The sequence below is a fragment of the Clostridium sp. CM038 genome (genome assembly GCF_055081105.1).
The window spans coordinates 1697730-1721324 of record NZ_CM143651.1 but is presented as its reverse complement, the minus strand read 5'-3'; the positions used below and the strand labels follow the sequence as shown (position 1 = coordinate 1721324).

The 23595-nt window shown below is 31.1% G+C and carries 22 protein-coding genes, 1 rRNA gene, 1 pseudogene and 1 other annotated feature; of the genes and pseudogenes, 6 read left to right on the top strand and 18 right to left on the bottom strand.

Annotated features, from left to right (window positions below):
- Positions 1-79 precede the first annotated feature (79 nt).
- The 16 genes from ACWJKS_RS07780 to ACWJKS_RS07705 form a co-directional block, all read right to left on the bottom strand.
- Positions 80-448 (bottom strand): hypothetical protein, encoded by a 369-nt coding sequence (locus ACWJKS_RS07780; RefSeq protein ID WP_220286785.1) that lies wholly within the window; start codon positions 446-448, stop codon positions 80-82.
- Between the two features lie 71 nt (positions 449-519).
- Positions 520-891 carry a GntR family transcriptional regulator gene (locus tag ACWJKS_RS07775; RefSeq protein WP_462961059.1) on the bottom strand — a complete coding sequence of 124 codons (372 nt, stop codon included), beginning with the start codon at positions 889-891 and terminating at the stop codon, positions 520-522.
- A gap of 251 nt (positions 892-1142) precedes the next feature.
- Positions 1143-2096 carry a DUF4097 family beta strand repeat-containing protein gene (locus ACWJKS_RS07770; protein ID WP_462960875.1) on the bottom strand — a complete coding sequence of 318 codons (954 nt, stop codon included), beginning with the start codon at positions 2094-2096 and terminating at the stop codon, positions 1143-1145.
- Positions 2083-2676, bottom strand: a complete 594-nt coding sequence (locus ACWJKS_RS07765) for an HAAS signaling domain-containing protein (RefSeq protein WP_220319757.1) — start codon at positions 2674-2676, stop codon at positions 2083-2085. The genes ACWJKS_RS07770 and ACWJKS_RS07765 overlap by 14 nt, the downstream gene beginning before the upstream one ends.
- Entirely contained in the window at positions 2673-3005 is a 333-nt protein-coding gene (locus ACWJKS_RS07760) for a PadR family transcriptional regulator (protein ID WP_216304302.1), read from the bottom strand. Before ACWJKS_RS07760 ends, ACWJKS_RS07765 begins: the two co-directional genes overlap by 4 nt.
- A 657-nt stretch (positions 3006-3662) precedes the next feature.
- Positions 3663-4784, bottom strand: coding sequence for a DegT/DnrJ/EryC1/StrS family aminotransferase (locus ACWJKS_RS07755; protein ID WP_462960874.1), 1122 nt, complete (start codon positions 4782-4784; stop codon positions 3663-3665).
- Between the two features lie 48 nt (positions 4785-4832).
- On the bottom strand, positions 4833-6008 hold the full coding sequence (locus ACWJKS_RS07750; protein WP_462961058.1) for a DegT/DnrJ/EryC1/StrS family aminotransferase: 1176 nt from the start codon (positions 6006-6008) through the stop codon (positions 4833-4835).
- Between the two features lie 506 nt (positions 6009-6514).
- The gene (locus ACWJKS_RS07745) at positions 6515-6964 is read right to left on the bottom strand and encodes a DMT family transporter (RefSeq protein WP_165413497.1); all 450 of its coding nucleotides are present in this window, start codon (positions 6962-6964) and stop codon (positions 6515-6517) included.
- 17 nt (positions 6965-6981) lie between these two features.
- A complete protein-coding gene (locus tag ACWJKS_RS07740) occupies positions 6982-7404 on the bottom strand; it encodes a DMT family transporter (protein ID WP_165413496.1) in 423 nt (140 codons plus the stop codon).
- A gap of 290 nt (positions 7405-7694) precedes the next feature.
- A complete protein-coding gene (locus ACWJKS_RS07735; protein WP_165413495.1) occupies positions 7695-8021 on the bottom strand; it encodes a hypothetical protein in 327 nt (108 codons plus the stop codon).
- 393 nt (positions 8022-8414) lie between these two features.
- Positions 8415-8621: a transposase gene (locus ACWJKS_RS07730; protein ID WP_165413494.1), complete on the bottom strand. Its 207-nt coding sequence runs from the start codon at positions 8619-8621 to the stop codon at positions 8415-8417.
- A gap of 135 nt (positions 8622-8756) precedes the next feature.
- Positions 8757-10202 carry a DEAD/DEAH box helicase gene (locus ACWJKS_RS07725; RefSeq protein WP_462960873.1) on the bottom strand — a complete coding sequence of 482 codons (1446 nt, stop codon included), beginning with the start codon at positions 10200-10202 and terminating at the stop codon, positions 8757-8759.
- 218 nt (positions 10203-10420) lie between these two features.
- Positions 10421-10792: a hypothetical protein gene (locus tag ACWJKS_RS07720; RefSeq protein WP_462953931.1), complete on the bottom strand. Its 372-nt coding sequence runs from the start codon at positions 10790-10792 to the stop codon at positions 10421-10423.
- A 372-nt stretch (positions 10793-11164) separates the two neighbouring features.
- Positions 11165-12298 carry a glycerate kinase gene (locus tag ACWJKS_RS07715; RefSeq protein WP_220287656.1) on the bottom strand — a complete coding sequence of 378 codons (1134 nt, stop codon included), beginning with the start codon at positions 12296-12298 and terminating at the stop codon, positions 11165-11167.
- A gap of 88 nt (positions 12299-12386) precedes the next feature.
- Entirely contained in the window at positions 12387-13637 is a 1251-nt protein-coding gene (locus ACWJKS_RS07710) for a GntP family permease (RefSeq protein ID WP_216304296.1), read from the bottom strand.
- A 109-nt stretch (positions 13638-13746) separates the two neighbouring features.
- The gene (locus ACWJKS_RS07705; RefSeq protein WP_216304295.1) at positions 13747-14808 is read right to left on the bottom strand and encodes a CdaR family transcriptional regulator; all 1062 of its coding nucleotides are present in this window, start codon (positions 14806-14808) and stop codon (positions 13747-13749) included.
- A gap of 188 nt (positions 14809-14996) precedes the next feature.
- Between ACWJKS_RS07705 and ACWJKS_RS07700 the strand changes: the two genes are divergently transcribed.
- From ACWJKS_RS07700 to ACWJKS_RS07680, 5 genes are all read left to right on the top strand, one after another.
- Positions 14997-15458 (top strand): DUF4342 domain-containing protein, encoded by a 462-nt coding sequence (locus ACWJKS_RS07700; protein WP_216304294.1) that lies wholly within the window; start codon positions 14997-14999, stop codon positions 15456-15458.
- A gap of 151 nt (positions 15459-15609) precedes the next feature.
- Positions 15610-16293 carry a response regulator transcription factor gene (locus ACWJKS_RS07695; protein WP_216304293.1) on the top strand — a complete coding sequence of 228 codons (684 nt, stop codon included), beginning with the start codon at positions 15610-15612 and terminating at the stop codon, positions 16291-16293.
- Positions 16286-17767 carry a HAMP domain-containing sensor histidine kinase gene (locus ACWJKS_RS07690; RefSeq protein ID WP_462960872.1) on the top strand — a complete coding sequence of 494 codons (1482 nt, stop codon included), beginning with the start codon at positions 16286-16288 and terminating at the stop codon, positions 17765-17767. Before ACWJKS_RS07695 ends, ACWJKS_RS07690 begins: the two co-directional genes overlap by 8 nt.
- A gap of 910 nt (positions 17768-18677) precedes the next feature.
- Positions 18678-19640 carry a UV DNA damage repair endonuclease UvsE gene (gene uvsE, locus ACWJKS_RS07685; RefSeq protein WP_216304291.1) on the top strand — a complete coding sequence of 321 codons (963 nt, stop codon included), beginning with the start codon at positions 18678-18680 and terminating at the stop codon, positions 19638-19640.
- A gap of 161 nt (positions 19641-19801) precedes the next feature.
- Positions 19802-20052: a binding site (T-box leader), on the top strand.
- Positions 20053-20332: 280 nt separating this feature from the next.
- Positions 20333-20845 carry a tryptophan transporter gene (locus tag ACWJKS_RS07680; RefSeq protein WP_216304290.1) on the top strand — a complete coding sequence of 171 codons (513 nt, stop codon included), beginning with the start codon at positions 20333-20335 and terminating at the stop codon, positions 20843-20845.
- A gap of 112 nt (positions 20846-20957) precedes the next feature.
- Here ACWJKS_RS07680 and ACWJKS_RS07675 read toward each other — a convergent pair whose 3' ends face one another.
- On the bottom strand, positions 20958-21098 hold the full coding sequence (locus ACWJKS_RS07675; RefSeq protein WP_216304289.1) for a hypothetical protein: 141 nt from the start codon (positions 21096-21098) through the stop codon (positions 20958-20960).
- A gap of 291 nt (positions 21099-21389) precedes the next feature.
- On the opposite strand from ACWJKS_RS07675, the pseudogene ACWJKS_RS07670 reads away from it, so the two are divergent.
- Positions 21390-21518: pseudogene (locus tag ACWJKS_RS07670) on the top strand (peptidoglycan-binding protein); the annotation flags it as partial.
- A 322-nt stretch (positions 21519-21840) separates the two neighbouring features.
- On the opposite strand, the gene ACWJKS_RS07665 reads toward ACWJKS_RS07670, so the two are convergent.
- A 16S ribosomal RNA gene (locus tag ACWJKS_RS07665) occupies positions 21841-23358 on the bottom strand.
- Between the last annotated feature and the right edge of the window lie 237 nt (positions 23359-23595).

The following is a 23595-nucleotide window of genomic DNA, read 5'->3' as shown; positions in this document are numbered from 1 at the left end:
TTACCATATTTATTATGAATTAAACAAAAGCAATAATAAAAATAAAAGAGAACATTTCTGTTCTCTCTGTTTAATCTTTTTAATTTTCTATAATAACAGACCACTCTCCATTATTATCTTTTAAAATATTTATATTTGCTATTTTATCTCTACTAAAATTTGACGTAAATTCTTTGCTACGAGTACTCTTGTTGTTTTTGTCTTCAAATTCCACTTTATAAGTACAATTTTCTTGTACCCCCATATCAAAATATCCATGCTGGTTAGCCTTAAGATGACTAGCTATAATATTAACTTTATCAACCCTTTGAATTACTATATCACTAATAATTTCGGAACTTTTATTTCCTATAATGAGATTATTCTTCATGTTTTTTTTACCACAAGCAGATATTAAGATGGTAACAATTATGCATCCCAGTAAGATTATATATGGTACTTTTTTCAACTTAAACCACCCCTTAAATTAAAATTAAAATATCTTCACCATCTATTAATATATTTTTTTCTGAAAGGTCGTTAAAACTGGTTATAAATTTCATTTAGTATATCTATTAACGTATCTTTATCAACACCTATATAATGTGCCTCTATAATTATTTTCTTCATATGTTCTTTTATTTCTCTCATCTTTTCTTCATTCATGATAGGTTTGAAATTTTCTACTACAAATGTTCCTTTTCCTCTTATAACTTCAATTGCCTTCATTCTTTCTAGCTCATTATATGCTTTGCTTATAGTATTAGGATTGATTGTTATAAGCGATGCAAGTTCCCTTACAGAAGGCAATTTATCTCCCGGTTCTAATATTCCTTTTATTATATTTTCCTTTATTCTCTCAATAATCTGTTCATAAATAGGTTTACCGCTTCTGCTATCAATGTTTATCAAGGTTTCACCTTCTCTCAAATAATTAACTCTTCACTATTTGCACTATGTGTACTACGCGTACTATTCGTTGTAGTACACTATAAATATAATACTATATACTTATACTGTCAAGTACTAATTAAATCATCTCCTGCGGAGCTTCAATATTAACATTTTTAGATATAGTGAGAATATAAAAAACCAGTAGGATAATTTATCCTACTGGTTTGTGGCTTTCTAGTTTTATTTATCAGAAACCTTTTTTATAAATTTTACTCATCCGAAGCATTAATAGTAGCATTACCTGAAGTTGTATTTATTTTTATTATTTTATTTCCATTACCTACATCCCCTTTTATTTCATGCTTGTCAGCTTCTCCTGTCACTGTTATAGGAAAATCATTTCTAAGATCACCTGATGTACTGTCAAAGTCTAATTTAAATTCTGATTTTTTAGGAAGTTTTAATTCCACATCTCCTGAAGTAGAGTCTATATTAATATCATTGTTAAAGTTTTTATAATTAAACTTGAACCAACCTGAAACTGATTGACCTAATATATCTCCTGTAATATTTTCTATTTTTGTGTCCCCTGAAGTTGTCTTAAATTCATTCTTCTTACTTAATAAGGATTTTACATTTACTTTGCCGGAAGTACCCTCAAATATTGTTTCATTAGCTGTTAATAAGTTTATCTTAGCATCTCCTGATATTGTATCAAATTTAAATTTATCTAATCGTAGGTCTCCTATAATAACATCCCCTGATGTTGTATTTATTTTTAAATCCTTTTTATAGTTTTCCGGAACATATATATCTAAATTTATTTTTGTGTTTATATTTATACCAAAAATTTTACCTGGATATTTAATTAAAACATCTAGATCATCCCCATTTGCAAATGCCTCTAAATGTGGTGCTGACTTTTTCGAATTTGAATTACCATAAAAATGAACTCTTATTTTATCTTCCTTGGTAGTGATAATGTTTACGTCTGTGCTTACTGTTTCTACATTTATGGTTTTAATATTCCCTTTACTAAATTCCTTTGTAGCATCTATATTAAACTTATCATTAGATGTACTGCTTCCTTGTGTTATATCATTGTTAGATTTTATAATACCTAATTTATACTCAAGTACGTACCCTACTCCTCCTAGTATTATTGAACACATAACTACAATCATCAACCATTTTACAACCTTTTTTTCATTAAATTTTCTCATAGTCTTGCTCCTCTTTACCATTAATTATTTTGATATTTGTTTTTAAATATTTAATAGTTACTTTATATAGCCATTTTGTTAGATGCTTACATCCTATAAACATTAAAGCTCCTACAGCACTAAGCCCCATGCCAATTGCAATACTTATAATCCAATTTACATCCATGGATATATAACTTGGAAATATTAATTTAAGAAACGTGCCTAAAACTACCACTATTCCACTTATAGTAAATCCAAACGCCGTTGCATACAATCCTATGAGCACCCCAACAATACCTATAAAAGGTCCTAACAATATTATATTAAAAAAACCTAAACCGACTGCTGCAATTATAGCTCTACCAATATTTCCTGAAGATTTTGTATTTTGTGCTTTCTCAATCATATAATTTGCTCTTAACTGTTTTGCAATAGTTCTAGGCTCTCCAAGAGATATGGCTATGTCTTCTTCACTTCTTCCTTTTTCTGCTCCTATTGTAAAATATTCATCATAATCAGTTAAAATATCTTGTTTTTCTTCTTCGCGAAGATTAGATAAATTTCTTGAAAGTTCTTTCATAAATTCATTTTTATTCATATCCTCATCTCCTTTTTCTGTTCTATCTTTAAAACTTTGCTCACTGTGATTACAAAATCCAACCACTCATCTTTTAGCTCTTCTTTTGTATTCTTACCCAGTGTCGTAATGCTGTAATACTTCCTTGGTGGCCCTTCTTGTGATTCTTGAAGATAAGTAGTTACAAATCCATCACTTTTTAATCTCCTAAGCAAAGGATATATTGTTCCTTCAGATATATCTATATCTTGTGAAATTTCATTTACAAGCTCATATCCGTAGCAATCTCTGCCATCAAGTACAGATAATACACATAATTCAAGAACGCCTTTTTTAAATTGTACATTCATTAATTCACCTTCTCTTAGATTATTTACCTTTATTATATACTAGCACATGCTATTGTACATTACAAGATACTGATTAAAGTTTGTTACCGTTTTATACTTAGTACATATTAAATTATCTCCTACCTATATCACTTACCCCTAAGTTTCATATACTATAATTAGTATATATAGTTTTTAAGGGGGTTATTATTATATTTAAAACAATAAATTCATGTCACCCCAGAAAAGCCTTAGTAGATGGAATTAATAATGCTATATTTAAAGCAAAACTAAAAGATATTAAATTTAACACATACCCAGCCATAATAGGTTGTATAATAGGCTGTATATTGCTAAAACCAGATTACGTATATGCTAAAGACACTGTACAAGAAAGTACAGAAGTCATTAATTTTTTATCTAAACTAGGACCACCAACATTACTTACAGCAGTAGAAATTTATAAGGTAAGAGCTTACATTAAAAATTTAAAATCACACTTACATGAACCGTCCATATCACCATAATTATTTAAAACAAAAGAACATTCCATAATTAGTCCAACTAATTATGGAATGTTCTTTTTTACTATATTTCAACTAACGTATATTTATATTTTTGGTTTATGCAATGATTGTTATATCTATTCTATGCATATTAATGTAATATGGAATTCCTTTACTTTTTATAGAATTTCTTAATAGTTTCACAAACAAATTCTACTTCTTCCTCAGTTATCTCTGGGTATATAGGAAGTGCAATGATGTCATTTGCTATTCTTTCAGATACTGGGAAATCGCCTTTTTTATATCCTAAGTATTCAAAACATTTTTGAAGATGAAGCGGTATTGGATAATAAATACTATTTCCTATTTCATTAGCTTTTAGATATTCGCAAAGTTCATCTCTTCTTTCGGCTAATATATTAAATACATAATACACCGGCTTTTGATTTCCTTTAATTTTAGGTATTTTAATAAACTCACAATCTTGTAATCTATCTATATATAATTTTGCAATATGATTTCTCTTTTGAATTGCTTCGTTTATATATTTCATTTTCACTTGTAATATAGCCGCTTGAATTGAATCCAATCTTGAATTATATCCAATGTAATCATAATGATACTTCTTAGAAGCCCCATGAACCCTGTACATTTTAGTAATACGTGCTAAGTTTTCATCGTTAGTTACTATCATACCAGCGTCGCCATAAGCTCCTAAAGTCTTGGTAGGAAAGAATGAGAAAACACCAAAGTCTCCTATTGTACCTGCATGTCTAAATTCTGATCCATTCCCTTTCCATCTCATACCAAACGATTCCGCAGCGTCTTCTAAAACCTTCAAATTATTTCTACTGGCTATGTCCATAATTTTATCCATATCACCCATTTGTGAAAATAAATGAATTGGGATAATCCCTACGGTATCCTTTGTTATTTCTTCTTCTATTTTGCCTACATCTATACTAAAAGTTTCTTCATCAATATCTACAAATACAGGTTTTGCCCTATGTTTTGCAATGCAAGATGTAGAAGCTAAGAAAGTAAAAGGTGAAGTTATTACTTCTTTCCCATCTTTAAAACCTAGTATATCAGAAGCCATTACTAAGGCATCTGTACCCGATGCAACACCAATTGCATATTTAGCTCCAGTAAATTTTTTAACTGCTTCTTCGAAGTCAGTTACCTCTGTGCCTAGCATCGATATTCCTCTTTCCATAACTCCTAGAACAGCATTGTTAAATTCCGACTTTTTATCAGTATATTCTCTTGTAGATGTATAAAATTTAACCTTCATAATAGGACCTCCTTTTATATAGTTGGCAATGTCAGTTAAATTTGAGCTTTATCCCATTATCTCTTCTACGCATCTTATTACTTTTTGCACCACATACTCTGCATCTTCTAACTTAAGCGTTGAGTATACTGGAAGTGTTATTTCATTTGCATATTGATTATATGCATTTGGATAATCCTTTATAGAATACCCAAGATTCTTATAAAGTGTAAACATTGGCAAAGGCGTAAAGTGAACATTTGTAGCTATGCTTATATCTGCAAGTTTTTGGATTACCTCATCTCTTTGCATCTCATTAATTCCTTTTACTCTTAAAGGATATAGATGATATGATGTCTCTCTATTTTCATCCTTTATAAAAGGAATAATCGCCCACTGTTTAGTTTCAAGAGCTTTGGTATACACATTAAAAATATCTCTTCTTTGCTCAATCATTCCTTCATATCTTTGAAGTTGTGAAATCCCTATAGCTGCACTAATATCTGTCATATTACATTTCATCCCATCTGTTATGATATCATATTTCCAAGCTCCTGCTTTCAGCTTAGCAAATGTATCCTTTGACTGACCTTGATAAGACGTTATTTTAAACTCTCGCAATAAATCTTCCTTCCCCTTAAATTTATTATCATTAAAAACAATTGCTCCCCCTTCTGATGTTGTTAAATTCTTCACCGCATGGAACGAAAAAACATTAAAATCAGCCTGTGTTCCAACTTTGTTTCCTTTGTATATTGCTCCAAATGAGTGAGCTGAATCTGATATGAATATGATATCTTCTCTGTTTTTTTCCTTAAGCACTTCTTTTATAGCATCATAATCTACAGGAACCCCTGCAAAATCTACAGTGATTATAGCTTTCGTTTTAGGTGTAATTGTCATACCTAATTTTTGCTCATCTATTAAAAAGCTGCCTTCTTTAACATCTACAAAAGTTGGCTTAATTCCCCTATGGATTATTACACTTGCTGTAGCTGTATATGTATAAGGTGTTGTAATAACTTCGTCACCCTCGCAAATGTTATAAACCTTTAATATAAGTTCTAAGCCTGCACTTGCACTTGAAAGTGCTACTGCATTATTTGCATGACAATACTTAGCAATTTGATCTTCAAATTCCATAGCCTTAGGCCCACTTGTAATCCACCCTGAATCTAGCACCTCCATTACAAGTTTTTTTTCTGTATCAGTTATGTCTGGAGGTGAAAAAGGAATATTCCTTATTTTCATTCATATCCTACCCTTCAAATTAAATTTTATTTTAATGTTTAACTATTCTAATTTATTTTTACTTGAATCTATAATTTATTCACAAAAATTTGCAGCTATAAACATCACTATAATTACTAAATGTCGTTAAATCTATTTTATCATAGTACTGCAGTATTCTTAAGGTAACACCTACTTTTTTTTAAAAATTCATCAGTAGTGAAAAAAAATGCGATTCATTATTTTTCAATGTGATCACTTCTATATACGGACGCCATATGATAAAATATACTAACTATTTTCTCTATAATTATATTATCTTTCGTTATACGTTAATTTCTTAAATATTAAAACAACCTTTTAAAAATTATTATACATTACTACCAATAAAAAAACTAAGTGATTATGAATTTATCTTCCATAATCACTTAGTTTTCATTAAATCATCACTTTTGCAGCTACAATATTAAAGCATTTCCTGCGGAGTTGCTCATGTTCTTATAATCTGAATTAATATATCGTTAACATTTTCCAATCAATTCTTTCCTGTCAACATTAGAATTATATATTAGCCCAAATAGAATTAATAAGCCACCAATAATTTTCCCTTTTGAAATAAAACCCATTCTGAAATAATCAATAAGTATACCAGTAAAAAGCTGACCCATAAATATCAGCAAAGTAGTATAAATAGTAGGAATTTTAGGAATTACAATGTTCGAACTTGCAACAACTATTACTCCTAGTAACCCCCCTAAAAAAGCCCATGCTGGTATTGTAGTGTAACTACTAAGTGATGTGTTTACAGTGGTTTTCACTATAACTATAAGTAATATGGTACTTAATAATCCTACAATATAGTTTATAAGGGTTCCTTGAAAAATCCCTATTTCTTTAGCTAGATGTGAATTTACAATCATGGATATTATAGTAATACAGCCACATAAAATTGCTAAAATTATATACAACATACTTCCCCATCTCCCATTTAATATATTATCATTGTGACTAGCCCTAAAAATATTATAAAAAAACCGACAACTTTTTTCTTTTTAAACTTATAAATATTTAAACCAAATAGGCCATAATGGTCTATAAAGCAGGCCAATACTAATTGTCCAAATATACCTAATGATAAAGTTAGAGAAGCGCCAAGTAAATTGAAGCATAAACTATTTAAAAACACCATAAAAACTCCTATGAATCCACCGCTAAACAAATATAATGGAATGTTTTTGGGAATCTTAAACTTTTCTTTTTTAAATAATAAAACAGTAATAACAGCAATAAGTCCAACTATGTGAATTATTAATATTGATACATACTGATCTGTATAATTTGCTAAAATCCCATTAAAAGTCACCATTATAGCAATTAATATACCTATAAATACCGCAGATGCTTTATACATTTAATTTCCTCCACTCTTTAATTTGTTCATATGTCCCTTTTATAAGGTTACCATAGAAATTAAAAAAAACACACCATTTCCAATCTAAATACAAGTGCATTAGAAAAACTTGCAGGGGATTTATACGAATAAAGGGTATATATTTATATATAAATATATACCCTTCTTGCATATATTCCTATAAGCTTATTCACTTATAATATTATATACCTTTTATTCCCAAATGGAGCTGCACAGATGATTATTAACTTAACTTCAATTAGTTCATTATTATTTATAAAATAGCAATGCTATCTATTCCCATTCATTTTACCCTTTAATGCCTTAACTCTCCCATTTACATAATTTATAAGCTCACGCATATTGTCTTTTATTTCAGTTGGGGCACTAGTAACCATGGTAATTATATCTAATTTATTACCTTTTATTTCTTTGGCAACTTCATAAGCTAAGCACTTATTTTTCATTTTCCAATATGTAATGTTAAATTGATCTGCTTGGCGCTTATTATAATATCCTTTTTCAATACCAAATTGAAATAAATCTGCTGCTGATTCTAATTCCTCTAAATCTTGAACATCTAAAGTCTCATTTACTAAATCTTGAAATGTTTTCATTATAGCTCTCCTTTTTAACAAGTAATATTATTGATAATTTATATAATACTTAATATTACCTAGTTGTTTGTTTTTTTTAAGTTACCTTGACGAAATCTTTCCCACAACTTTTATATTTTAACACATATTAAAGAGTATTTAAATTGTATTTAAAAACAATTTTATAACTCTATGTTTAATCTATAACATTAAGATATATATTATCGCGTGAAGCTCACATGACTGAAGTCACATGCTTCTAAGATTGCGCTTAGATTTTCCCACATCATTGTCCTCGTTACCTACTAACTCCATGGGTGTTAAATTTCGGATACTTCCTACCCGCTTTGTTTATATTATATTAGCAAACTTCTTCTATATCTCACTTACTGTTGCAGCGAAATATGAAGGTCTTCATAAATGGCCTCCACATAATTTCTTCTTTAGTATTATTCCATATTCTTTAATTAATAATCTAGCCGATACTCCTTTTAATGCTTTCATTATATCAGGAATATATTGTTGAGTAATGAATTCTATTAATAAATGAATATGGTCTAAGTCACCACTCATTAAAACTACAGTAAATCCATTATCTTCAGCCATTTTATACGCTATCAAACAGAAAACTTCAGTGGGAGTATAAATATCCTTCTGAAGTCGTTAATACTTCAGCTCCGCAGGAGATGATTTAATATAAAAATGAGGTGGATAATTAGATTATCTACCTCATTTTGCATTCTATAGTATTAAGTACTATTTGTTTGCTTTTTCTACCCTAATTGTTTTTCCCTTTATTGTCCCGTTTTTAAGGGCTTCTAATACTAACTTGCCTTTTCCAGCCATGATATCTACATGAGAGAAACTATCTTGAATATCTATAATACCTATATCCTCAACACTAACACCCTCAATATTGCAAATAGTTCCTACAATATCTACATTTCTTATTTTTTTCCTTTTACCTGCACTGATATATATTTTCATTATATCGCTACTAAAATTAGATGCTTTAGTCTTTTTAATAATAGGCTTGGCATCATTTTTTTCATAAAATGCTTCCCTATATGGCTCAGACTCTTCCTTTGATGGAATTGGTTTTTTAGGTATCTCCATACCAATATAGTTTTCTATGTTTTGTAAAAATCTTTTCTCATGACGCGTTGTAAAAGTTATAGCTTTTCCCTTTTTGCCTGCACGTCCTGTTCTTCCTATTCTATGCACGTAATTTTCTTTTTCTAAGGGTAAATCATAATTTATAATATGAGTTATATCTTCTACATCAATACCTCTAGCAGCAACATCCGTAGCCACTAGAAATCTAAATTCACCTTTTTTAAATCTTTCCATAGCATCTAATCTATCATTTTGAAGTAACCCTCCATGTATCTTAATACATGAATAATGGCGATTTTTCATTTGATTTGTTATTGCATCAACATTTTCTTTTGTTCTACAAAATACTATACATGAATCTGGATTTTCAACATAAAGCGTTCTCTTAAGCAAACTGAGCTTCTTATCTTCCTCTACTTCATAGCAAACTTGATCAATTTTTTCAACGGTTAATTTTTCAGGGTTTATTTCTATTTTAACAGGATTCACCATGTATTTCATGCAAATTGCTTCAATAGATTCTGGTATTGTAGCTGAAAATAACATAGTAACTCTATTTTTAGGAACAGCTTTGATAACCTCTTCTACTTGTTCTATAAATCCCATGCTAAGCATTTCATCTGCTTCGTCTAATATTAAATATTTTATCTTGTCTAAATTAATAGTTCCTCTTTCAATATGATCTAAGGTTCTTCCTGGCGTACCTACTACTACGTGCACTCTTTGCCTTAACTGTTTCTTTTGCATTTCTATAGGTTGTTTACCAAAAACAGCTACGGCTCTAATTTTCTTATATCTACCTATTTGTGTTATATCCTGGCTCAATTGAAGAGCTAGTTCTCTAGTAGGTGTTAATACTAATGCTTGAGGCTCTGTTTCCTCTATATCTGCACTTTCACAAAGTGGAATAGCAAAAGCAGCTGTTTTCCCACTACCTGTTTGTGATTTTACTATGATATCATTACCTTTTAGGGCTATAGGTATTACCGCAGCCTGAACCTCTGAAGGATTTTTATATCCTAAATTATTAATTGCTTTTAATATTTCTTCACTAATATTAAATTCCTCAAATTTTATGTTACTCATTTTAACTTCCTTTCTTTTGTTCCATATATAATTTTTAAGTATAACTTAAATATATTTTCAACTCATAAGTTTATATTATACCATGTTTAAGCTTATAATTTCTATTATAAGTTTTAATATTCGACAAATTTATTTATTTGCATGCGACTAGTTTTAATAAAAAAAGAGATAATGAAGATTAAATCTTCATTATCTCTTTTTGTAGTTACATAGTTATTTTACTCACATGGAAATAAATAATTAGCTGCAATACGTACGTCTACTTCTTCTGGCTCTTCAATATCATCTGGAAGTACAAACACAAGTTTACGTCTAATCGTACCACATTGATTGCATTCATCCTCTTTACATAATATTGTAGTAAACCCTCTAAAAGTGATTATTCTACCAGCATTATCATATATAATACATGCAACAGCTACTGTTTTGCCAAAGCATACGTTATTTACTTGTATTCTTACAGTTAATAATTTTGCACCATGTTTTTCTATATTTACTGGTTCTGCATTAATAGAATGACATAATTCACATTCACAGTTATTATTATTATTTGAACAACCTGATTTACAATTATTTTCATCTCTACTCATTTTATAAAACTCCTTTTTGTATAAATTTAGAATAAGACGATACACACAGATACCGATTTATAAGTTATTCATACTTTTATAGATACATATATCACTAAAATATATTGTGGACATAATTTTTATGCGTTGATATATGTACTAATAAATCGGATTCATAGTTGAATTTGTCTTTATTATAAATTTACAATTTGTTTTATTAATGAGCTAAATATACTATATAATTCATATTTTTTATTATACTATACTATATTCACTGATGCAGATATTGGTTAATAAAAATTACAATTTTTAAGAAAATTTTTCTTAAAAACAACAAAATAGTAATTAATAAACCCGTAAGGAGTTATTAATTACTATTTTGTTAAGATTAGCTTACTTATTAAGTAAAATAATTCTAACTACATTTTCACTAGCTCTTTCAATATTTTCCGGACCTTTTTCAAGTGCCTTATCAATTGTTTCAGCTTCTGATAATATGCCTATTATTGAATTTATTCCATGTGCATATAAAGCCTCTGCTCCATCACCTATTCGTCCTGCAAATGCAATAACAGGTATATTATATTCTTTAGCTATTAAAGCCACTCCAAGAGGTGCTTTTCCATAAAGTGTTTGTCCATCTATGCTTCCTTCTCCAGTAAATACATAATCTGCATCTTGCATTTTTTCTTTGAGATTAGTATGCTTCGTAACTAAATCTATTCCCCTTTTAAGTTCTGCGCAGAAGAAAGCAAGAAGCCCTGCACCTAGTCCCCCCGCTGCTCCTGCTCCAGGAATACTTTCAATATCTAAGCCTAACTGTTCTTTTATAATTTTTGCATAATGACTTAAATTATCATCTAAAATTTTAACTATTTCACCTGTTGCACCCTTTTGTGGTCCAAAAATATAAGAAGCACCATTTTTGCCTGTTAAAGGATTAGTAACATCACAGGCTACTTCAATCTTAGTATCTTTTATCCTCTTATCTAGTCCATTTAAATCTATCTTATGAAGAAGATTTAAATATCCACCGCCTAAATTAATCTCTTCATTATCCTTTGTTAAGAGCTTTCCACCAAGTGCTTGTATCATTCCCGCACCGCCGTCATTTGTGGCACTACCGCCTATTCCTATAATCAGATGGTTAACACCTGCATCAAGAGCCGCTTTAATCAATTCTCCCGTACCATAAGTTGTAGTCAAAAGAGGGTTTCTTTTTTCCCTAGGCACAAGATGCAACCCACTGGCGCTAGCCATCTCAATTACTGCTGTTTTTTTATCTCCAAGCACTCCAAATGTAGCTAGAACTTCATCACCAAGGGGTCCTTTAACCAGCGTTTTGTATAGTTCACCTTCTGTTGCATCTACAAGAGACTGCACCGTTCCTTCTCCACCGTCAGCCATTGGAACCTTCACACATTCCGCATGTGGAATGATTTTTTTGATTCCTCTCTCCATGGCCTCCGCTACTTCTTTTGCTGTCATACTTTCCTTAAATGAATCTGGTGCTAACACAAATTTCATATATATCTATCCTTTCCAAAGTGAATTACTAATTTAAACCTGTGAGATATTCTTTATTATTAATTGTTATAATCAATTACTTAGAGCTCTATTTCATTATTCCAAATATTATAGTTGACACTAAAGTCATAGTTAAACCTACTAATGATTCATATGGTATAAGTTTTAATCTTCCCTTCATATCCATAAATATACTTCCACCTGTTGCATGAAAAAAACTCCCGTGTGGAAGATGATCTAAAACTGTTGCTCCACTATGAATCATTGCCGCTGCTGAAAGAGGTGAGATTCCTAGTTCTAATATAGTTCCACCAAATACTGTACTTGCTACTGCAGTACCAGATGTAGTTGATGCTGTAGCCGCAGACATTAATATTCCTGCTATAGGCGCTAATGCATATGCAGGAAGGCCTGAAGCACTAAGTCCTTGCACAATTACATCTTTTAACCCAGAATTAGCTATAATTCCTGCAAGCGTTCCTGTACCAATAAGTAAAATAGCTACTCCACTCATTTTTGTTAACCCAACAATTGAGTATTTATTTAAGTTTTTTATTTTTCCCATAGCAAGAGCTCCAACGGTCCCTCCGATTGGTAATGCTATTAGTGGATCTATACTAATTTTGAATAAAGGTCTAAGAGAAAGTAATACTATAGCAACTATTGGTCCAACAATTGCTGATAAAAAGCTTGGTTTTTGCTCAACTTCACAATCAACTTCGCCTTTTTCAACAAAATTTCCTTTTTTAATTAGCTTTTTCGCTATTATGCATGTAACAATAAGGCCAAATACTGCTGGCACTATACCTGCTGCCATAACTGATGTTAATGGCACTTTAAATGCATCCGCTGCTGCTATAGCATTAGGATTAGGAGACATAATATTTCCTGCTTTTCCCCCACCTATCATAGCAATAAGAATCGATGATTTAGATAAATTAGCACGAATGGCAATAGACATCGCTATTGGTGCTACTGTAATAACTGCTACGTCTACAAAAACTCCTACAGATGTCAGTACTAAAGTTGCGAGTGCTAGTGCTACTAGAGAATTATTTTCTCCTATTTTATCTACAATAGTTTCTGCAATCTTTGCAGCAGCACCAGATTCTATAAGGACTCCTGCTAAAACTCCGGCAGTAAGTATTCTAAGGATTGCCGGCATTATACCTTTTGCACCATCAATCATAAATACTACAGTGTTTGTTAGTCCTACTCCACCTACTAAACCACCTATTAATGCACCTAATATAAGGGCATATGCTGGATGAACTTTTTTAATTATTAAAAAAATTGCTAATATAAGTGCAATAATTGCGCCTAATGCGGTTACTTGCATATTAACTCCTCCTCTGTTGTTCTCTTTTTTATATTGTAAACGAATTCAAAAAAATAAACATTAGGCATTTGTTTAATAATCAAACTATAATTTTTGTGCATATGAACAATTATAGTTTGGATAAGATATACGCAGTATATAATTGGAACAAGTCAATAAAGTTTTTTGGGTTTTTCCCAGTAACTTCTTCAACTTTATCTAACCTATAATTCAATGTATTTCTATGAATATGAAGTTCCTCAGAACTTTTATTTACTTGTCCATTCATATTTATATAAGTACTTAATGTCGATAGTAAGTTTAATTGATTCTCAGCTTCTAAATTCTCGATTATTTTTTTCATATCATTATTTCCTTTAAAACTTGATAACAATGAAATAAAGGCTATATCTTTGTATAAATAAATTTTTCTTTTGCTTTCAATTTTTTTCCCAATTCCAAGTGCCTTCGTTGCTTGCTTAAATGATGTACCGAAAATATTTTCACTATATCCTATTCCTATTTGAAAGCAACAGTCCTCTTCTTTGCATAAGAACCTTTCTAATCTCTTAGTAACAAAACTATCGTAATACATAAAAGTTACTATAGTAGATGGATTTAATTTCAAATAAAATTCATCATTCCTTAAAAAATTCATTAATTTACTCTTTACTTTCCCCATGTAGTCCTCTCTAAAAGTTAAAACCACAGCTACCCTTGGAATAGATACATCAATTCCCAAAGAATCTCCTCTTTCTTTAAAATCCTGACTATAGTCATTGTTTAGATAAATTAATTCATATAAAAACTCCTCTTTTAGCTGTTCATTAATTTTTCTTTGACATAAAACGTACTCCTGATTTACTAGAAGTTCCGCAGTTATTCTAACCAACTCAACAAAAGGGCGAACCTCCTTTGGTACACCTGTAATCCCTATAACGCCAATGATTTTGTCTTGAAAAATTATTGGCGTATTTACTCCTGGTTTTGTACATAATCCACCTTCTGAAATTGCAATCATCTTTTTATTAGATATAGCTTCCATAGCTCCCTCATGCAACTTATAAAGTCTATTTTTATCTCCACTTCCAATAATCATTCCCTTATCATTCATTATATTTACGTTATATGGTATTACATTCATCATTCTATCCACTATACTTTGTGCTTGTTGCTCTGTCAGCGTAATCATATGTTTATCACTCCATTCTTAAAATATATACTGATATTAATATTTTACACCAATTTTCAATGTTATTCTAAAATCAAGACCTAAAATTTAAATTTCTAATGTAATTTTAACGTTCTACTAATAAATCTTTAATCCTCCAATCTTATAATGAAAACATAGAAAACAAATAAAAACGAGGAGGAATTAAAATGTCAATAAATTTAGAACAAATTGATGAATTAAGAAAAAGAGCTAATGTAAGTTATGAGGATGCTAAAAACGCCTTAGAGCAAAGTGCCGGAGACCTTATTGAAGCTTTAGTATATCTTGAAAAGCAAAACAAAATTAAAGCGGAGGAGAATCCTTGCAGTGAAAGCATTTTTTTTAAAGAGGTAAAAAATCTTATTAAAAAAGCCAATGAAACAAAGCTAATAGTTAAAAAAGATGATGCTGTAGTATTAAATATCTGTGTAACACTAGCCATTATAATAACTATAGTAGCTTTCCCCCTAGTAATTGGAGCATTAATATTAGCCTTAGCAACTAATCATAAAATAAGAATTCAAAAGAAAAACAATGAAGATTCAGAAGCAAACAAGATTTTTGATAAGATGTCTGTTGCTGTTAATAAGGTGACTACAAAAATTACCGAAGAAATGAAAACTGAATAAGGCACACGAAAATAAAATACTAAAAACCTACACTTTATCAATGTAGGTTTTTTAAAAAATTTAAAATATGTAGTTAATTGTCTGTAATTATATATGAAATAATATATAATAAAGCTATTAATATAATATATTTTGGAGGTACAGTCTATATATGAGTGGGCAAAAGATTTTAATAATTGAGGATGAAATAAAAATAGCACGGTTTCTTGAGTTAGAATTAAAGTATGAGGGTTATATTGTTGAGCAATGTCATGACGGACGTGAGGGTTTAGATAAGGCCATTAATGATTTTTTTGATCTCGTAATCCTTGATGTTATGTTGCCTTCCTTAAATGGCCTTGAGGTATTAAGAAGACTTAGGCAAGTGTCCTCAGTTCCTATTATAATGCTTACTGCGAAAGATGAAATAATGGATAAAGTTATGGGCCTTGACATAGGTGCCGATGACTATATGACTAAGCCTTTCGCTATTGAAGAATTACTTGCAAGAATAAGAACAGCATTAAAAAAAACACTTGTATTCAATGAAAGCAGAAATATATTGTCTATTGGAGAATTGACCATAGACTTAGATCAACATGTGGTTACATTTAAGGATAACTCTATAGAACTAACTAAGACAGAATTTGATTTACTTAAGTACCTAATGGATAATAAAAATATTGTTCTTACAAGAAATAAAATCATAGATATTGTATGGGGATATGAATATATGGGTGATACTAATGTAGTAGATGTATATATTAGATATTTAAGAAGTAAAATAGATGATAAGTTTAACTTGAAGTTTATTCATACGGTGCGAGGGGTGGGATATGTTTTAAAAGATGAATAATTTAAAATCTATCCTTAAGCTCTTATTACAATCATTACGGTTAATTTTTAAGTTAATTAGAATAATCCTTTTGTTTATGCCAACATTATTGAAAAAATTATCTCGCATAATACATAAACTGCTAAGATTTTCAATTAGTTTTAAGATGACTGCAGTCTATACTCTCATTTTTTCTATTACACTGTTACTTTTAAGTGTTGGTTTAATTATAGGCTTTAGATTCTATCTATTGAATGAAGCTAAGGGTGAACTTACTAAATATAGTGCAGTAGCTATTAAATATGCTAAATTAAACAAAGACCCTCAGGACATTAATGTTGATATTTTTTCTAATATAAAATATGTAACCTTCAGTATTTTTGATGAAAAAGAAAGTCTTCTTTTAACTACTGAAAAGGATAAAAAAAATGTATATTTTAATAAAGATAGCTCACCTAACCCAGCTACAAATGAAACAAATCAACAACTTGTTTTTGTTACTACTAAGTTAGACCAGAACAATAAAATATTTTTCCTTCAACTTTCTAAAAATCTAGAAAATGAAAACAAATATTGGGATGTTTTTGCATTTATTATTTTCATAATAAATATATTCTCTTTAATTATTACATTAGGTATTGGCTCTAAATCAAGTAAAAAAATGCTTCTGCCTATAAAAAATATGACAGAAACCACAAAATCTATTTCAATTAATGCCTTGGAAAAGAGGCTAAACGTTAGCAATTCTCACGATGAGTTAAAACAGCTAGCCGAAAACTTTAATGAAATGTTGGATCGCATTCAAATTTCCTATGAAATGCAAAATCAATTTGTATCAGACGCCTCCCATGAACTCAGAACTCCCATAGCCGTTATAAAAGGCTATGCAAATATGTTGTCCCGTTGGGGAAAAGATGACAAAGCGGTACTCGACGAATCTATAATCGCTATTAAAAGCGAGTCTGAAAATATGCAGCAATTAGTAGAAAAACTTCTCTTCCTTGCAAGAAGTGACAAAAATACTCAAAGACTTTCCAAACAAGAATTTTATTTCGATCAATTAGTATTTGAAATCGTAAAAGAAACAAAACTAATTGATGGCCATCATGAAATTACAACTGATATTAATGAAACTGTAATTATTTATGCAGATAAAAAATTATTAAAACAAGCATTACGAATTTTCATTGATAATAGCATAAAGTATACTCAAAGTGGTGGAAGTATTAAGTTAAATAGCTATATTAGAAAAAATAATTTAGTAATTGAAATTATAGATACGGGAATAGGTATTTTTAAAGAAGATCTCCCCTATATTTTTAATAGATTTTATAGATGTGATAAATCAAGAGCAAAAGAAAGTGGCGGAACAGGCCTTGGCTTATCTATTGCGAAATGGATTATTGGTGAACATAACGGCTCCATTATAGTAGAAAGCAAACCTAAAATGGGGACAACTATAAGGATTGGACTTCCAATAAAGAATAAATTATAACATAAAAAAGAGATGATAATTACTACAATTAATTGTATAATTCAAAAAGCAGTAGTTCACTTTCATGTACTGCTGCTTTTTTTGTATATTAGTTGTAATAAACTCCTCAAGATTGGCTTTTAAAGTTTATCTGATTAATTAATTTTTTTTAATGAGTTAACTCTTCAATTCATCACTAAATCTTCAGATCTTACTTATAAATGTTTGGGTTCTTGTTTGCATGTTAATTATATCACAATTTTATGATAGTTGTAAATAGTTTTTATGATTTTTTTACCATTCTATTATGCTTTAGTATCAATTAGTCTCCTACAATACTTTAAAATTCTCTGAAAACGATTATATATATGGGTTTTATTCTAAATAACATCAAATTTTTTTCATCATTATTAATTTATGCCAAAATGAAAGTATGTTATCTTTTAAACAAAGTGTTATCTTTTTTCATTTAGCTTAGTGTTTTATATGCTTTTTATAAAAAACCATAATTTTAAAATTTCATAAAATAAATTCTCTTACATTTGTGTTTTTATCTTTTTTATAATGAAATTCTCTAAAATATACAAATATTTATTAAATCATAGTTTATATTGTTTTACATACACTATGATTATGTGATATGATTAAATTTGAGTTTATTATTAAATCTATTCAGATATTATATTTATTTAATAAGATGTTTTTAAGGAACGTTTAAATATTGTTTATAACTTTTGAAATATGGGATTTATCTCATTAGCAAATTTTTAAACCTTTACTTAATACGTTTTTACAATAGTAAATTATCTTCGCTATTGTACTTTTATTGCTATAAAATTATGCTTATTAAAATATATTAAAAAATATCGGTTAGTAGAGATGTTTTAATTTATATTCAAATTTATAACTATATTATATGAGGAGTGATATTATGCAAATAAGATTAGGCTACGTGGCTACTGCCTTAAAGTCAGCAAAGATAACTTCTGCTAGCACAGTAACTTTTTCTACATATACCAAACAATCGACGGCTAGAGATAAGCTTGAAAAGCTACAAAAGGTAGCTGTATCAAACGTTAATGATTTGCATAAAATTCTAGAATACGTTGTAAAAAACAATGTCCATTTTTATAGAATAACTTCTGCTTTAATCCCTTTAGCAACTCATCCTGAAGTTACAGATTGGGAATTTAGAAGAATTTTAAAAATGGATTTTGAATGGCTTGGAAATTTTATTAACAACAACAATTTAAGAGTAGATACTCATCCTGATGAATCTAATGTCATAAATAGTTCTAAGGAAGAAGTAATAAAAGCTACTGCAAAAAATCTACAATTCCACGCCAATCTTTTTAAGGATATTAACTATCCCTTAGGAAAAATGGTATTACACATTGGTGGTAAAGAAGGCGGAAAGCTCGCTGCTACAGAAAGATTCTTTAAGAATTTCAATAACTTACCAAAGGAAATAACTGAGTTATTAGTATTTGAAAATGATGATAAAAGCTTTACTACTAAAGAAGTATTAAACATATGCAAAGAAATAAATGTGCCTATGGTACTAGATGTACATCATCATAACTGCAACAACGGTGGTGATGAACTAGAACCTATGTTGAAAGATATATTTTCTACTTGGGAAGGTGAGCCTTTAGCACCAAAAGTACATTTTTCAAGCCCAAAAACTAGTGAAAAAGATAAAAAGCATGCTGATAACATTGATGCAGCATCATTCATCGAGTTTATTGAAAAATGTATTCCTTTAGGAATAGACTTAGATATACTATTAGAGGCAAAACAAGCAGATTTGGCTTTCAATCAACTTTTAGAGGATGTAAGAGTTTTTAAACCTGAGTGGACTTGGCTTGATAATAGTACTTTAGAATTTCAATAAAACAGATTTATAAAAGAGAAGATTTCAACAATAGAAATATTGTTGAAGTCTTCTCTTTATGTAAAATCATTTACATATCTTAGTCGTTTCTTATCAAATGTAAATAATTCTTAATGAAAAAATTGTTTACATTTAATAATTTTAATGCTATTATTATAATAATAAATTCGTTGAACAGGAATAGTAGTTAAAGTCATGCAAATTCAGAGAGCTGAGGATAGTGTAATCTCAGTATTGATAACTTTAATGAATGGACCTGCTAGAAGTAACCCGAAATCAAATTTTGAGAGTAGTAGTTACCGGACGCCCACTGTTAAAAGGGCTAGAGCATTTCAGTGCTCGAATTATAAGATATGTTTAGTTTTTTTGTAGCATAATTTAGGCGGTACAGCGAATATCCTTCGCCCTAATACAGGGCGAAGGTTTTTTTTATTTTAAATAATAAAGTAAAGGTGGTGGTTAATTTGATGTTCTGAAAGATATTTGCTTTTAAAATAATAATAAACCATTTAACGACATTTCAGAAGGAAAGTATCCCACTCCTATGAGTGGGCGTTCTATACTATAACAAAAATAAAACTGTATAGGGAGTATAAATCTCGTTCTGAAGTCTTCAATTCATCTTCTTCGAAGCTGTGCAACACCGTAGGTGATGATTTAACTCTAAATTATTTTGAAAAGGAGCTTTTTTTATGAAAACAAATAAACTAATAATAACGTCTCTATTACTTGCAATCGGTCTTATATTGCATCAAATTGTTCCAGGTATCTTTTTAGGAATGAAACCAGATTTTTTATTAGTATTTATGATTTTGTCCCTAACATTAACTAAAGATCTTAAGATAACCATTATTACAGGAATAGTAGCAGGTATTTTAGGTGCCTTATCTACGACTTTTCCAGGCGGCCAACTTCCTAACATTATAGATAAGGTTATAACTTCAATACTTATATACGGGTTATATAAGTATCTCAATCCTAATTCTCCTCTTAAATTAGGGTGCATTTATTTTCTTGGAACTATAATAAGTGGAAGTATTTTTCTTGGTTCAGCTCTTATTCTATTTGCTTTACCTGCACCTTTTTTAATCCTCTTCGTATCCATAGTGCTTCCTACTTCAGTGATTAATTCTTTTATCGGGTTTTCCCTACATAAACTTATTATAAGTAACCCAGCAATTAAGAATTTATTTATAAACTATTAAAAATTAAAGAATCAAGCTCTAAGATCTTGATTCTTTAATCTAAAATATATATTGTTTTATTTTACCTTAAAAACTTATTTTCCATTTTATTGAAACTTAAAAATATTATGACTTATTTTTGTTTTGGATAGTATCCTTTAAAAGCATCTTCATAATCCTCTGGTTTATGGAATTCTTGAACTTCACTCGTAAAAGTTTTTTTATCCTCACTTTGCTTTTCTTTTCTCACTTCTCTATTCTTATCGTTACCCAAAATAACATCTCCTTTTGCTTATTTTGATATCTAAACATTTATTGTATTTTCTAACTATTCTACATATAGTATTTACAAAAATACATTAATTATATGTTTTTAAGTAAAATTTTTTAAATTAGTATTAGTGCAAATGATAAATGGAACGATACTATTTACCCTAGGGACGCATTTACAATTTCAAGCATCCCATCAAGTGGACAAGTTAGCACCACAAGGCACTCTACAAAGCATTACGAAGAGTACACCTGGAGCTGTAGCCGTAAATAGGGTTCAAAGTTCACAGCAGCATCTGAAGCTTCAAAAGGAACAGACCCAACTAAAGGAGCCTTGTATTTTTATGATAGTACTGCAACAAATGAGTGGTTAACTTCAAAGACAGTAGCTACTTCCGTAGGCAATTTAACCCTTGATTACTAATGAATCTATTTTGAGTATTTATTAAACATAAAAAAGCAAACTTCCACTATCTTGTGAAAGTTTGCTTTTTTATGTTTTTTTCATATAAGTGTTAAAGTTATACTTCGTGTACTCATTACATATTATTAACCTAATCAAAAAAATGTAATGAGCAACTATAAACACCAAATAGCGCTTTTATAATTGTTCATTACATTTTTAGACTATTAGTCTCTCAAAATTAAACAGAGAATTAGGTACGATTAATTACAATAGATATTTTTGAAGAACAAATTAACATTCTTCTATTGCATCGACCGAAATCAATACATCTACTCCCTAGAAAGGAGGTGATCCAGCCGCAGGTTCTCCTACGGCTACCTTGTTACGACTTCACCCCAATCATCAATCCCACCTTCGGCCGCTGGCTCCTTACGGTTACCTCACGGACTTCGGGTGTTACCAACTCTCATGGTGTGACGGGCGGTGTGTACAAGGCCCGGGAACGTATTCACCGCGACATGCTGATTCGCGATTACTAGCAACTCCGGCTTCATGTAGGCGAGTTGCAGCCTACAATCCGAACTGGGATGAGTTTTTGAGTTTGGCTCCACCTTGCGGTCTTGCATCTCTTTGTACTCACCATTGTAGCACGTGTGTAGCCCTAGACATAAGGGGCATGATGATTTGACGTCATCCCCACCTTCCTCCCGGTTAACCCGGGCAGTCTCACTAGAGTGCTCAACTTAATGGTAGCAACTAATGATAAGGGTTGCGCTCGTTGCGGGACTTAACCCAACATCTCACGACACGAGCTGACGACAACCATGCACCACCTGTCACCCTGTCCCGAAGGACTTCGCCCATCTCTGGGTTATGCAGGGGATGTCAAGTCTAGGTAAGGTTCTTCGCGTTGCTTCGAATTAAACCACATGCTCCGCTGCTTGTGCGGGCCCCCGTCAATTCCTTTGAGTTTTAATCTTGCGATCGTACTCCCCAGGCGGAATACTTAATGTGTTAACGGCGGCACCGAGGTTCGACCCCCGACACCTAGTATTCATCGTTTACGGCGTGGACTACCAGGGTATCTAATCCTGTTTGCTCCCCACGCTTTCATGCCTCAGCGTCAGTTACAGTCCAGTAAGTCGCCTTCGCCACTGGTGTTCTTCCTAATCTCTACGCATTTCACCGCTACACTAGGAATTCCACTTACCTCTCCTGCACTCTAGACACCCAGTTTCAAATGCAGCACCCAAGTTAAGCTCGGGTATTTCACATCTGACTTAAATGTCCGCCTACGCATCCTTTACGCCCAGTAAATCCGGACAACGCTTGCCACCTACGTATTACCGCGGCTGCTGGCACGTAGTTAGCCGTGGCTTCCTCCTCTGGTACCGTCATTATCGTCCCAGAAGACAGAACTTTACAACCCGAAGGCCTTCATCATTCACGCGGCGTTGCTGCGTCAGGGTTTCCCCCATTGCGCAATATTCCCCACTGCTGCCTCCCGTAGGAGTCTGGACCGTGTCTCAGTTCCAATGTGGCCGATCACCCTCTCAGGTCGGCTACGCATCGTCGCCTTGGTGAGCCGTTACCTCACCAACTAGCTAATGCGCCGCGGGTCCATCTCAAAGTGGAATTTTCCGAAGAAAAATCCTTTGATGTTTCGATCATGCGACCAAAACATATTATGCGGTATTAATCTCCCTTTCGGGAGGCTATTCCCCTCTTTGAGGCAGGTTACCCACGTGTTACTCACCCGTCCGCCGCTAATCCACCCCGAAAGGTTTCATCGCTCGACTTGCATGTGTTAGGCACGCCGCCAGCGTTCGTCCTGAGCCAGGATCAAACTCTCAATTTAAAAGTTTACACTTTTTTAGTTGAAATGATTAATCTGCGACAACTGTTAAGTTGTTACGCAAGCTCATTACATACTTTTAGTCTTATGACTAAATTTTACTTTATACTAAAGTAATTAACTGGTTTAACGAAATATTATTTCGCTATCTTTACCTATTTCTCTGTTTAATTTTCAAAGACCAATTTACGTTATACATTCGTCAACAAGTGACTACATTTACTATTCTATCAGTTAAAA